Consider the following 12962-nt stretch of genomic DNA (forward strand, 5'->3'; position numbering starts at 1 on the left):
TATTTCCGCTAGATGCCTTCGCCGTCCACGCCGTGGATGCCACATTCATCCTTATCGAGCCCGGCCCAGCGACCAGCACGATAGTCTTCGCCGGATTTGACGCGCCGCGTGCAGGGCATGCAGCCGATGGACGGGTAGCCATCTTCCACTAAGGGATGTCGCGGTAGGTTGTGCTTGGATATATAGGCTTCGAGTTCAGTCTGGGACCAGTTGGCGAGCGGATTGAAGCGGAACCTGCCCTCGAAAAATTCCACGGCCTGCATGGCTGCGCGTTCGCGGGTTTGAAAGCGCTTGCGGCCCGTCAGCTGGGCCTCAAATCCTTCAAGGGCGCGGCGCAGCGGGATGACTTTGCGAAAATCGCAGCAGGCATCGACATCCTTGGACCAGAGCGTGCCTTCCGGATCCTTCTGCGCCCGATCACGCGGGTCTGGACCCAGGGCGCGCAAATCGCCGAGACCTAAAAGGTCCTGCAGACGGTCGCGATAGCGCAAGGTTTCGCCAAAGAGCTTGCCGGTATTGAGGAACAGCACCGGCGTGTTGGGATCGACCGCGGCCATCATGTGCAAAAGCACGGCCGATTCCGCGCCGAAAGACGACACCACCGTGGCTTTACCGGGAAATTCCTTGAGCGCGAGCGCGACAATCTCCTGCGGCTCAAGACCTTCCGCAGCCGTTTGCAGCTTCGCAAGACGCGTCGCGATAGCCGCCGGCAAAGTCTCCTGACGCGCACGCGGAGCCCCACTGATCACCGTGACCGCACTCACTTCAGCCAACCTTTCTCTTCAATAACGCCGCGAACGCTGCCTGCGAGCGCCTCGCCGTGAACGCCATCCGCGCGCAGCGTTTCGCGCAACACGGCTAATTCTTCCAAGCGGGTTTCCCATTCGGGGCCGAACTGGCTTTCCAGCCATTCGCGCAGACGCCGCGCTAAGGCGGGCGAACGGCCTTTGGTCGAGACGCTGAAAACAAGATCGCCCCGGCGCACAATCGCGGGGACATGAAAATCGCAGAGATGCGGAACGTCTTCGACATTCACGAGAATGCCAAGCGCCCGGGCACGGCGCGCCAAATCTTCCGAAAGGTCCGCACCGAGACCAGCGACAAAAAGAACGGATAACCCTTCCAGCGCCGCGTCGGAACCAAGCACGACCGCTTTCACCCCAGCGCCTTCCAAGAGCGCAGCACGGCGTGCAAAGGCGTCACCGGTCCCGATAAGGCCGATTCGAGCAAGTTCAGGGTTGAGAACAATTGGAAGCACGGGTTCCGCCTCTTGATGTACAAAGAGGTAGGAGGCTTCGCATAAAAATGCAATACGTAACTGTGTTATACGTTATATAACACAGTTTACAGTGTGATTAGTTATAGCCGCGGAGCAATTCCAGCACGGAAACACCGATTTTGTCGCCTTGGATGACGATTTCACCCCTAGCAATCGGCTTGTCATTAGCCAGGATCAGGACGGGGTCATCCTGGTTGGTATCCAATTCGATCACCGCACCGCGGCCCATGCGCAGGAGCTGGTGCATCGGAATGACCGACCGGCCCAGAACCACCGAAATTTCTACTTTGACATTAGAGATGTTGCCGAGCATGGACCATATCCGAAAGCGTACAGAGCATCCTTAGGGCGACATGGTTTCGGACTCGTTAATTTCAAAGCCAGAGTGGGTCATCCGCGAAGGATACCTACCCTATCCCGAGGCAGTAGACTTCATGGAGGCGCGCGCGGCCGCCATCGCTGAAGGCTCTGCGCCCGAACGGGTTTGGCTGGTCGAGCACCCCTCGATCTACACCGCGGGCACCAGCGCCAAGGAAGCCGACCTGATCGACGCGCGCTTTCCGGTCTATCACACTGGCCGCGGCGGACAGTTCACCTACCACGGCCCAGGCCAGCGCGTCGGCTATGTCATGCTGAACCTGAAACCCCGCGGCAGCGATGTACGCAAATTCGTGCGCGATCTTGAAGAATGGCTGATCCGCACCCTCGACCACTTCAGTGTCAAAGGCGAACGGCGCGAAGGCCGCGTCGGCATTTGGGTGGCGCGCGGATCGCGCGAGGACAAGATCGCGGCCCTTGGCGTGCGCGTGCGCCGTTGGGTGACGTTTCACGGTGTGGCGCTCAATGTCGAGCCCGACCTGACCCATTTCGAGGGCATTGTGCCTTGCGGAATACGCGCCCATGGCGTGACGAGCTTGGCCGATCTCGGCATCGTCTGCACCATGGCTGACGTGGACGTCGCGATGCGTGCGGCCTTTGAAGAGGTTTTCGGCCCCACCCAAGAAACGTGACGCTTGCCCGCGCAAGATAAAGTTGCGATACGCCGTATTACTTACCATTCCACTTCGGCCATTCCACTTTGGCCATTCCGCATTGGAGGGGTGACATGCCACGCGTATCCGCAGCTTTCTTTGTCACGGGTGCTTTGTTTGTCATGGCCGGCATGGGGCTGGGGGCGTTCATGGGGGCGCAGCAGGACTTTCGCCTGACGCCCGTGCACGCCCATATAAATCTGGTGGGCTGGGTGACGATGGCCCTTTACGGGACCTTCTACGCCCTCACCGCCAAGACCATGCTGAAATGGCTGGCCTGGACAAACTATGCGCTCGCCACCTTAGCGGTGGTGATCATGATCCCGTCCCTCGGGGCTTATCTCATCACGCAAAAGGGCACCTATCTCGCCCCGCTGATCACCGGCGAATTGCTGGCGATGGCGGGCATGATCACCTTTCTGATCTCCGCCATACGGGAGCTGGTGCGCAAACGCGATCAAGACGACGGTCAAAACCGCCTTACTGATCATATGCGAATGGCGGCGGAGTAATTCAAGGCCAGAGCTTCATCACCAGCGGCGCGAGAATGGAGGTCAGCACCCCATTCAGCGCCAAGGCGAGGCCTGAAAACGTGCCCGCGATGTGGCCATCCTGGAAGGCGCGCGCGGTGCCGATGCCGTGACCGGTGAGCCCCGTTGCAAAACCGCTGGCGGCGTGATCCTTCATGCGGATGAGCTTGAATACTGGCCCCGCGATGATCGCGGTGAGAATGCCGGTGATCACCACAAAAGTTGCGGTCAGCGACGGCAAGCCGCCGATGATGGACGAGATGCCCATCGCGATAGGCGTGGTCACGGATTTCGGCGCCAGCGAAGCGAGAACCGTGTGCGGGGCGCCGAGCAACGCAGCAATACCGATTGCACTGAGAATGGCCGTCAACGAACCAGCCAAAAGCGCAACGGTAATCGGAATAGCCAGCCGCTTCACGCGGCGCCATTCCTTTGCCAGCGGAACCGCCAGCGCCACGGTGGCCGGTCCAAGCATGAAGTGCACAAACTGCGCGCCCGCAAAATAGGTCGTGTAAGGCGTGCGAGTGACTTCGAGCAGCAAGGCCAGAATGATCGTCGCCACCAGCACGGGATTGGCGGCGGGATGGCGCTTGAAAGACGCAGAGAGACGATCGGCGAGCGCGAAAGCGGCAAGAGTCGCAAACAGCCATAACAGCGGCGTGGCCGAGAGATAGACCCAGAGCTGGGTCACGTCAGGCATCTTCACGTCAGGCATTATTCGCGGTCCTCCAATTTGAGATGGTGGACCACGAAGCGAAAGACCAGCGCGGTGACGGCGAGCGCCAAGACAGTCGAAAGCAGGATCGACAGACCAATCGCCCAACCCTGCTTTTGAAGCACCGGCAGAAACTGCACCACGCCCACAGCCGCGGGCAGGAAAAGCAGCGACAGCGTTCCGATCAGCGGGCGAGCGGCGCGCTCGGTGAAGGCGCGCAGTGGCTCGTTGATCATGCAGGCGATGGCGAGAAGGCAAAGCCCGATCACGGGCCCCGGGATGCCAAGGTGAAATGCCCGGGCGATAACCTCGCCAATGAGCTGAAAGCCGAGCAGAACGGCAAAGGCGGAAAGCATCAGAGTGACGGCCGGCGGCGGAAGCCTTTATCGGCCGGAGGCTCGGCCTGGTGAAGCTCGACATTGGTGACGCGCGCACTCGAAGGCCCGCGCATGGCAAGGCCCACAAACGTCTCCACGGCCGCATTGGGCCCAGAAATCAGGATCTCCACAGTTCCATCGGAGCGATTGCGCACCCAGCCGTCGAGCTCGAGGCGGCGCGCTTCCATCATGGCAAAATTGCGATAACCGACCGATTGGACATAGCCCTCGATCTTCACCCGCAATGTAGTCAGATCGCCTTCTTCGGCCATCTAAAGCATCCTTCTTAGGGCACCATTACACAGCGCCACGGGCCGCGGCAACGAGCCCAAACGTCACGCAAATTCAAGAATTGTATCGTTCAATGCCAGATTGTCGCCTGCTCGCACTTTTACCGCCGCGATTTTGCCGTCATGTTCGGCAATCAGCACGTTTTCCATCTTCATCGCTTCGACAACCGCAAGTGTGTCACCAGCTTTCACCTCTTGGCCGGTTTCGACCTTGATCGCAACCACCAATCCGGGCATCGGGCATAAGAGTTTTTTCGCGGAGCCATTTTGCGCGCGCTTCGGCATGAAGCTCGCAAGTTCCGCCGCACGCGGCGAACGCACCGAGACCCGCACGCCAAACCCGCCTTGATCCAAATGATAGCCACCGGGCAAACGCGTGAGGCGGATGGCATAGGTGATGCCTTCGTGTGTCATGCGCAGGGACGGCCTGCCGGGACGCCAGTCAATGGCAGCACTGAACGGCGCGCCATCGATCAGCGCCGCGAACATGTTTTCCAGCATGAAGGCGTGGCTGACGGAGAAGGTTTGCTCTCCTATCGCCACACCGAAATCACTGCCCGCCAAATGCGGCCCGTTGAGGGTTCCAGAGATCCCCGCGGCACGTTCGGTACGCATCAGCTTGGCCGCCACCGCAGCGGCCACAAAGCGACGGGCAGAAACGGCATCAAGCGGGCGACTCTTGAAGCCTTGCGGATATTCCTCCGCAATGAAACCCGTGGACAGACGCCCCTCGCGGAAACGCGGATGATGGGTGAGCCCCGTGAGGAAACCGAGATTGTGGGTGATGCCTTCAATGACGAATTCATCCAGTGCGCAGCCCATTGCATCAATCGCTTCCAGCCGCGTCGGCGCATGCACCGAGACTTTGGCGATCATGGGATCGTAATGGATGGAGACCTCATCGCCTTCGCGCACGCCACTATCGAGGCGCAGCACGGCGTTGCCGATCTCCCCCTCCTCCGGCATGCGATAGCGCACCAGCCGCCCTGAGGATGGGAAGAAACCGCGTGCGGGGTCCTCGGCGTAGACGCGGGCTTCCAGCGCCGCGCCTTCATGCTTCACATCGGCTTGGGTGAGCGGAAGTTCTTCGCCTGAAGCGACCCGGATCATGAGCTCGACAAGATCCAGGCCCGTCACCATCTCGGTGATGCTGTGCTCCACCTGCAGGCGGGCGTTCATCTCCAGAAAATAGAAATTCTTATTGCTATCGACCGCGAACTCAACCGTGCCCGCGCTGTCATAGCCAGCGGCCATGGCGAGCGCGACGGCTTGCCCCCCCATGCGCGCGCGCATCTCGGGATCGACGAAGGGGGATGGGGTCTCTTCCATCACCTTTTGGTAACGGCGCTGGAGTGAACATTCGCGCTCACCCAGGTGAATCACATTGCCATGCTTATCGCCCAAGACCTGCACTTCGATATGGCGCAAGGGTGCGATGTATTTCTCGATGAAGAGCCGGTCGTCACCGAAGCTGGAGCGGGCCTCGTTATGGGAGGAGAGCAGCGCTTGTTTCAAATCCGTCTCGGAACGAACGATGCGCAGCCCCTTGCCGCCCCCACCAGCGGAGGATTTCACCATCACCGGATAGCCGATCTCGGCGGCGATGCGGGCGGCGTGGTCCAGATCGATCACCTCCCCGACATAGCCGGGGATGGTGGAGACCTTGGCCTCTTTGGCGAGCTTCTTGGAATAGATCTTGTCGCCCAGCTGGGCGATGGCCTCCGGCGAGGGGCCGATGAAGGCGAGCCCGGCAACCTTGGTGACGGCCTCGGCGAAGGCCTGACGCTCCGAGAGGAAGCCATAGCCGGGGTGGATGGCCTCTGCTCCGGTCGCCGCGGCCGCGTCGAGGATGGCGGCGGTACTGAGATAGGACTGGGCGGCGGGGGCCGGGCCGATGCGGACGGCCTCGTCGGCGAGTTCCGTATGCAACGCCCCCTGATCGGCGTCGGAATAGACCGCCACCGTTCTTATGCCCATCCGGCGGGCGGTGCGAATAATGCGGCAGGCGATTTCGCCTCGGTTGGCGATCAGGATTTTCTTAAACACAGACTGCTCCGGCCTCAGGCGTGGCGGGCAATTCCCCAGTTGCTTTTAGGAGTTCAACAGGCTCAGGTAAACCCATGTCCGGCCTACGATTGATTCCCCCGCACCTTCTGGCGGTTCCCCGCCGCCTGGGCCTTGCCTTGTTTCGCCTGCATATCGAAAACGGCGCCTTCGTCTCCCTCGGCATGGGCATTGTGGGTGGGCTCTTCGCCCTCGCTTACGGCCAGACGGTGGCGATCCTGGCTGCATCGGGCGCCCTCTGTGCCTCTGTTGTAGATAAGCCGGGTCCAGCGCCCGTCAAGCTGCGCATGTATGCTTTGGCGGTTTCAGGGGCCACATTCGTCGCCCTCTTCGCGATGCTGTTCGAGCACCATCATATCTGGATGGGAATCCTGGTCGCCGCGATGAGCTTTGTCTCGAGCCTCGCCTCGGCTTATGGACGCCGCGCCATCGGACTTTCGGTCGCCGCCGTGCTGGCGCTGCTCTTTGGTATGGCAGCCAACCGCGCCAGCTTGATGCCGATCTCGGATTACATCGGTATCTTCTTCGCGGGCGGAGTTTCTTACGCCTTGATCTCGATCGGCCTCTCAGCTCTGTTCGATATCCGCAACCGGCGCATGTTCCTGGGCGAAGCCGTGCATGCCTTCAGTTCTTATCTGGAGGCCAAGGCTACGCTTTATGATCCCGCTTGCGATGCGCGCCTAGCCCTGGAAAAGCTGGTGGAGGCGCATGCAGCTTTTACCGAGAAGCTGCAGGCGGCGCGGGACTTCGTTTTCCTGGGCCGCCGGACGGCTTCGCGCCAGCGCTGGATGGCCGCGCTTTTGGCCCTGCTCGACTGTTTCGACAGCGTAGTCTCCAGCGATGCCGATATCGAGACCATGCGCCAATCGGGGCATAACGATCTTTTGCTGCGGCTGAAGGCGCTGACGGCCCGTTTCGCCGCCGATACCGAAGAGCTTGCTTTGGCACTGACGACCCCGGGCGCCCATTTCAGCTTCAATCCGCATACGGCGGAAATCCTGGAGCTGCAGGCCGAGGTGGAACAGCTTGCGGCGACCGCTTGGGGCCGGGAGTCGCTTGCCATCTCCGCCTTCCGCTCCGCGGGCCATAAGCTTGCCCTGGGCATTGCCCGTATGGAACGCCTGGCCCAGGCGACCGATACCAGCGCCGATGCCAACACCATCCTGCCCAAGGTGGAACTGGAAGCCTTTGTCCACCGCGACCGCATGGACCCGCGCGTCTTGCAGAGCCTCTTCAGCCTCTCCTCGCCGGTGATGCGCTATGCCATCCGCGTGACCGGTGCGATGACCGCAGGCTATATGCTCACCCTGCTCCTGCCCAACATGATGCATGGTGGCTGGGTGCTGCTCACCACCTCGCTGATCATGCGCGCATCATACTCCATCACACGCCAGCGCCGCAACGATCGCATCATCGGAACCGCTGCAGGTTCGATCATTGCAGCCGTTCTGGTGCACTACATTTCGCGCGACTTCCTGTTTCTGCCGGTGATTTTCTCGGTTGGCGCAGCGCACGCCTTTGCCGATGTCGCCTTCAAGGTCACCGCGACCTGCGCCTCCATCACCGCGCTGTTGCAGCTGCACTTCTTAGGCCCCGATGTCGAGCCAAGCTCGGTCTTGGTGCTGGAACGGCTTGGCGACACCATGATCGGCGCTGCGCTTTCCTGGGTGTTCAGCTTCGTCTTACCAAGCTGGGAATGGAAGAACGTGCCCAATCTGGTGCGCGCCGTGGTCGATGCCGATAAATCCTATGCGGCGCTTGCTTTATCGCGGCGGCGCAACGACCAAGATTTCCGCCTTGCCCGCAAGCGCGCCCATGACGCGGCCGCGAACCTGACCATGACGGTGCGCCGCCTTGCCGATGAGCCAAGGATCGACAAGACCAAGCTGGCGGCGCTGCACGATCTTGTGGCGGCCAATTACCTGATGGCCTCCGACCTTGCCTCGATGCGGGTATTGTTCCGTACGCGGAAACAGGAACTCAATCCCGACGATGCCGAACGCGTTCTGGATCTGGCGCGGCAGAATGTGGAACAGGCGCTCAATCCTGCCGAAGCCAAAGACAAAGGCCCCACGCGCTTGTCGCGGCGGAGCCTGGGGGAGAGTATCGGCGGGCATAATGCGATGGTCTCGCTGACCCGCCGCCTCATTCACATCGAGCGGATGGCGGGGCGGGTATCCGCCCTCGCTGCCAAGGTGCTGAAAGCCTAGAACATCGGCTCCTCAGATGGAAGCTATTGAACCCTCCCTTTGAGGGAGGGTCGAAAAGCGCGGTAGCGCTTTTCGGGGAGGGGTAAGTCGCAGCCAATTCAGCATATGAGGATAATTGATCCGGTTCGTTGTCTCTGCTTCTGCTCTCATTCAAGCACCACGACTGACCCCTCCCCGAAATTTCCGCTCGCTACCGCTCGCAATAAATTTCGACCCTCCCTCAAGGGGAGGGTTATTGATACCCCTTACTTTCGTTATTTCTTGCCCGCCATCACCTTGTCGCGCGGGGCGCGGAACTCGCTATCGGCATGCCAATTCGGCCAGGCCGCGGAGTTCGCCAAATCGGTGCCAAGGGCGTGCAGCACTTCGGTATCCTCGACCAGCCCGGTCATATCCCAATTCGGATTAAACTCATCCGAGGGCTGATGATAGCGGTGCGCCACATAATCATCGCGCAGCTTCTTGGAAGCTTCCTTGCCGCCCACCACGAGATCGGAGCCGGTACCCGGGGTGATCGCCGGAACGCCTGCTTTGGCCAGCGGGAAATGATCCGAGCGATAGGCATGGCCCTTCTCCGGCTCCGGATCGGGCAAGATGTAGCGGTTCTCGGCCTTCATCACCTTGGCAAGCTCGTCTTCCAGCTCGCTCTGGCCTCCGCCGGAGACATCCATATCGCGCGTCCGGCCTTGCGGTGAGCCAGCGTCCTGGTTGATGACCCCAACGATGTGATTGAGCGGCCATACGGGATGCTCGGCGAAATAGGCCGAGCCCAACAACCCCTGCTCTTCCAGCGTCCAGAAGGCAAAGCCGATGGAGCGCTGGGGTTTCGGATCGTGGACAAACTTCTCGGCCAATTCCAACACCATCGAGACGCCCATGCCGTTATCGATAGCGCCGTTATAAATCTTATCCGGCCCCGGCAGGTTCGGCTTGATGCCGAGATGATCCCAATGGGCGCTGAACATCACCACATCCTTGGCCGCCTTGCCGCCGGGGATGACGCCCACGACATTGCGAGTCTTCAGGAGGCTGATGTTGGAGACGGCGTGCACGGAGAGGGTTTCGCCTTCCATCGGCACCGCCTTGAAGCCCTTCTTGTTGGCGGCTTCCTTCAGCTTGGCGAAATCGAGACCAGCGCGGGTGAAGAGTTCCTTGGCGGTGTCGAGCGACATCCAGCCTTCGATCTTGGCGCGGTCGGCATTCTTGTTCTTGGTGGCGAGCCAGGATTTGTTGCCGGTGTTGGAGGTCTTCACCACGTTCCAGCCATAAGCGGCTGGGCCGGTCTCATGAATGATGATCGCCGCCGCAGCGCCTTGGCGCGCCGCTTCCTCGAACTTATAGGTCCAGCGGCCGTAATAGGTCATCGCCTTGCCCTTGAAGAATTTCGGATCGGGGTTGGCGTCTTCATTGCCCGGATCGTTGATGAGAATGACAACCGTCTTGCCCTTCACATCCACGCCCGCGTAATCGTTCCAGCCATATTCCGGCGCCACGACGCCATAACCGACGAAGACCAGCGGGGCATCCTTCACATCCACCGTGTTCGAGGCGAAGTGCGCCGTCCAATAGGCCACTGCATCGGCATAGGCGGGGGTGACGGCCCCCTGTTTGGTGGCGAAGGAGAAGCTGGACTTGGCGCCGTCCAGCGCGATCACCGCGGTCGGCACGGTCTGGAAATAGCTGCCCTTATTGGCGGGCTTGACCCCGATCCGCTTCAGCTCGTCTGCGATCCACTGCGCCGAAGCCTCGCCCGCTGCCGTGCCGGGGCCCCGCCCCTCGAACGCATCATCGGAAATCGCCTTGTCGCGGGCCAGAATATCGGCACCGTTGATATCCGGCGTGGTGGCGGGATGCCCCGGATAAGGGGCTGCGCCCATCAGCAAGGCGGCAGCAAAAAGCGCAGAAGCCGAACGCACAATTCTCATGCGGAAAATCTCCAATTCAATGCGAATATGTTAGGGTTGGAGCCGCAAAGCGCAATGGCGTTATTGCCGCTCGCACAACCGGCTTTGAGGAGGGCCTTATGGAATATCATCGTTCACGGCATTTCTTCGAGGCCGGGCTGCCTTTCTCGGAATCGGTGCGGGTGGGCGATGTGCTCTATCTCTCCGGGCAACTTGGCAACGTGCCGGGCAAGAAGGAACTGGTGCCCGGCGGCATGCAGGCCGAAGCGCATCAAACCATGCTCAACATTGCCCATGTCTTGAGCAAACACGGCCTCACCCTTGATCATGTTTTCCGCGTGCAGGTGATGCTGGCCGATATGAGCGAATGGGACGAGTTCAACAAAATTTATGTGCCCTATTTCAGGCCTGAGCGGCTTCCCGCACGGTCGGCATGGGGCTGCGATGGCCTTGCCCTTGGCGCGCGCTGCGAGGTCGAAGCCTGGGCCCTCTTCACGCAACTGTGACAGGCTTTCCGTGCGGTGCGCGGCGCATCACCTTGGTGGGATGGCCGCCATGCTCGCATATGTACCAGGGCGCAAAACCACATTTCTCGGCGACGCGAATGGAACCCTGATTTTCCGGGTTCATGATGCAGAAGATTTCCGGGCCGTTGAGGGCTTCATCGGCCCAAGCGAAGACCGCCTGCATACATTCGGTGCCATAGCCCTTGCCGTGAAAGGCTCTGGCGAGCACCCAGCCCGCTTCCGGCATACCTTCGGGAACCGGCGGATCAAGTTCGCGCTTGGTATCGAAGACGCCCGCGACGCCCGCGAAAGCGCCAGAGGCTTTGTCCTCCACCACAAAGAAGCCGAAACCCATTACAGCCCACATCCCAAAGATACGCAGATAGCGGCCCCAAACGTCCTCGCGCGAAAAACCGGTGCTGTGGAAATAGGTCAGCACCTCCGGGTCCTGCCACATGGCGAGCATGGGCGCGAAATCTTCGGGGCGGGGTCCACGCAAGATCAGACGCGGGGTTTCTATATGCGGGATTTTCACCTCAGAAATCGGCATTACACCTCCGCTGCGCCAGAAAATACGCCGCGAGCTTAAGGGTAAATGCAGCGCAAGCAAATGCGGCACGCCGTAAAAAGCTTGCAGATGCGGAGCATCCAATGGCAGACCAGCATGAGGTTTCGGGACGTCGCGGGGGCGATTGAGGTTGGTATGGGTCTGTTTACCCGCGTGAAAACATCCCCCGGCGAAGCGCGCCGCCACAAGATACTGGTTTTCGCAGGCCTGCTGCTGGTGGCGATGATCCTGCGCAGCCCTTTGACCGCGATCGCCCCGATTGTGGGCGAGCTTCGGCGCGATCTCCACATCGATTCCGCCACCATCGGCCTTCTGACCGGCATTCCGGTTCTGTGTTTCGGCCTCCTCACACCTTTCGCCTCTTATCTGATCGCCAAGCTCTCCATCGAACGCGCCATCTTCGCCATGCTGGGCGGCACGTTTCTGGGGATTGTGCTGCGCTCTTTGGATGGCGCGGGTGCGGCGCTGGCCGGAACCTTTGTGCTGGGCACCTCGCTGACGGTGGGCAATATCGTCAGCCTGATGGTGATCGCGCGCGACTTTCCGCGGGCGAGCCGTATCGTTACCGGCACCTATGCCTCCTTCATCAATGTCGGCACCATGGCCTCTATGGCGGTGACGGCGCCGCTCGCATCGCTGATTGGCTGGCGCCTGGCGCTGGGCGCAACTGCCTTGCTGGTTGTTCCCGCACTTCTCGTCTGGAGCCTTGCCGCCAAGCACGCCCCCGCTGAGGCCCCAGCGCAGAAAGCCCGTCAAACACACGCACCTACGCAGTGGAAGCGCCCGCTGGTATGGCTGCTGACAGCGGTGTTCGCCACCCATCAAGCGCTCTATTACTGCCTCACTGCCTGGCTGCCCGATTACTTCATCCAGGATACCGGCATGAGCGCCACCAAAGCCGGGTTGATCGCGGCGGTGTTCCAGATCCTGGCGTTGCTCGGCTCTTTCGGTGTGCCTGTTGTGGCGCGGCATATGTCCTTGAGCTGGGTGCTTGTGGTGGTTGGCGCCTGCTGGACCATCACGCCCTTGGGATTGCTCTTCGCGCCGCAGTGGTGGTTTCTGTGGATGCTGTTCGGCGGCTTTGCCATGGGCGGCGGCTTTACCGCTGTTTTCGCGCTGATCATGAGCCGGGCGCGCGATCTTTCCGAGAACCGTACCATCGCGGCCTTTGTGCAAGGCGGCGGCTATACCATCGCCGCAACAACACCGATCCTGATGGGCCATCTGCATCAAAGCCTGAACAGTTGGAGCCTCGCCTTCATCCTCCTCGCCGCGGCGGGGGTGGTGATGACGCTAAGCGGGATCGGCGTGACCAAAGCAAAGTGAGCGTGCGGAAATAGCTCCGCCGGTTTGTTGGCAGAGGGGTGGTGCGGGGCGCCGGTGGCGGCGTGCAGCACAGTGTTGGTGCTTCAAGCATGGTGACTTGAAGCCATCGCGTAGATCCGCCTTCCGGCGTCCCGCACCCGGCGTTCTATGACGTGACATCGG

At 60.9% G+C, this 12962-nt stretch carries 14 protein-coding genes; 5 read left to right on the forward strand and 9 right to left on the reverse strand.

Features of this window, described 5'->3' with window-relative positions:
• Positions 1-8: 8 nt before the first annotated feature.
• From FHS83_RS17810 to FHS83_RS17820, 3 genes are all read right to left on the reverse strand, one after another.
• Positions 9-773, reverse strand: a complete 765-nt coding sequence (locus FHS83_RS17810) for a phosphoadenylyl-sulfate reductase (protein ID WP_208414944.1) — start codon at positions 771-773, stop codon at positions 9-11.
• The gene (locus FHS83_RS17815; protein ID WP_208414945.1) at positions 761-1258 is read right to left on the reverse strand and encodes an NAD(P)-dependent oxidoreductase; all 498 of its coding nucleotides are present in this window, start codon (positions 1256-1258) and stop codon (positions 761-763) included. The genes FHS83_RS17810 and FHS83_RS17815 overlap by 13 nt, the downstream gene beginning before the upstream one ends.
• A gap of 97 nt (positions 1259-1355) precedes the next feature.
• Entirely contained in the window at positions 1356-1592 is a 237-nt protein-coding gene (locus tag FHS83_RS17820; protein ID WP_167084612.1) for a FliM/FliN family flagellar motor switch protein, read from the reverse strand.
• A 40-nt stretch (positions 1593-1632) separates the two neighbouring features.
• Here FHS83_RS17820 and lipB point away from each other — a divergent pair, with 40 nt between their 5' ends.
• Together lipB and FHS83_RS17830 are read left to right on the forward strand one after the other, a co-directional pair.
• On the forward strand, positions 1633-2289 hold the full coding sequence (lipB, locus tag FHS83_RS17825; RefSeq protein WP_167084614.1) for a lipoyl(octanoyl) transferase LipB: 657 nt from the start codon (positions 1633-1635) through the stop codon (positions 2287-2289).
• Positions 2290-2384: 95 nt separating this feature from the next.
• Positions 2385-2822, forward strand: a complete 438-nt coding sequence (locus FHS83_RS17830; protein ID WP_167084616.1) for a cbb3-type cytochrome c oxidase subunit I — start codon at positions 2385-2387, stop codon at positions 2820-2822.
• A gap of 1 nt (position 2823) precedes the next feature.
• Here FHS83_RS17830 and FHS83_RS17835 read toward each other — a convergent pair whose 3' ends face one another.
• From FHS83_RS17835 to FHS83_RS17850, 4 genes are all read right to left on the reverse strand, one after another.
• Positions 2824-3555 (reverse strand): LrgB family protein, encoded by a 732-nt coding sequence (locus FHS83_RS17835; protein WP_208414946.1) that lies wholly within the window; start codon positions 3553-3555, stop codon positions 2824-2826.
• Positions 3555-3911, reverse strand: coding sequence for a CidA/LrgA family protein (locus FHS83_RS17840; protein ID WP_167084618.1), 357 nt, complete (start codon positions 3909-3911; stop codon positions 3555-3557). Before FHS83_RS17840 ends, FHS83_RS17835 begins: the two co-directional genes overlap by 1 nt.
• Positions 3911-4204, reverse strand: a complete 294-nt coding sequence (locus FHS83_RS17845) for an acylphosphatase (RefSeq protein WP_167084620.1) — start codon at positions 4202-4204, stop codon at positions 3911-3913. Before FHS83_RS17845 ends, FHS83_RS17840 begins: the two co-directional genes overlap by 1 nt.
• Before the next feature lie 63 nt (positions 4205-4267).
• Entirely contained in the window at positions 4268-6268 is a 2001-nt protein-coding gene (locus FHS83_RS17850; protein WP_167084622.1) for an ATP-binding protein, read from the reverse strand.
• Between the two features lie 74 nt (positions 6269-6342).
• Between FHS83_RS17850 and FHS83_RS17855 the strand changes: the two genes are divergently transcribed.
• Complete coding sequence (locus tag FHS83_RS17855; RefSeq protein ID WP_167084624.1) at positions 6343-8496, forward strand: FUSC family protein; 2154 nt, start codon at positions 6343-6345, stop codon at positions 8494-8496.
• Positions 8497-8750: 254 nt separating this feature from the next.
• Here the strand turns inward: FHS83_RS17855 and FHS83_RS17860 are convergent, their stop codons facing one another.
• Positions 8751-10421 carry a M28 family peptidase gene (locus FHS83_RS17860; protein WP_208414947.1) on the reverse strand — a complete coding sequence of 557 codons (1671 nt, stop codon included), beginning with the start codon at positions 10419-10421 and terminating at the stop codon, positions 8751-8753.
• 98 nt (positions 10422-10519) lie between these two features.
• Between FHS83_RS17860 and FHS83_RS17865 the strand changes: the two genes are divergently transcribed.
• A complete protein-coding gene (locus tag FHS83_RS17865; protein WP_167084626.1) occupies positions 10520-10906 on the forward strand; it encodes a RidA family protein in 387 nt (128 codons plus the stop codon).
• Here the strand turns inward: FHS83_RS17865 and FHS83_RS17870 are convergent.
• On the reverse strand, positions 10893-11456 hold the full coding sequence (locus FHS83_RS17870) for a GNAT family N-acetyltransferase (RefSeq protein ID WP_167084629.1): 564 nt from the start codon (positions 11454-11456) through the stop codon (positions 10893-10895). The two genes, FHS83_RS17865 and FHS83_RS17870, sit on opposite strands and share 14 nt — an antisense overlap.
• A gap of 114 nt (positions 11457-11570) precedes the next feature.
• On the opposite strand from FHS83_RS17870, the gene FHS83_RS17875 reads away from it, so the two are divergent.
• Complete coding sequence (locus tag FHS83_RS17875) at positions 11571-12800, forward strand: MFS transporter (RefSeq protein WP_167084631.1); 1230 nt, start codon at positions 11571-11573, stop codon at positions 12798-12800.
• The last annotated feature ends 162 nt before the right edge of the window (positions 12801-12962 follow it).

The sequence above is a fragment of the Rhizomicrobium palustre genome (assembly GCF_011761565.1).
Classification (GTDB): Bacteria; Pseudomonadota; Alphaproteobacteria; order Micropepsales; family Micropepsaceae; genus Rhizomicrobium; species Rhizomicrobium palustre.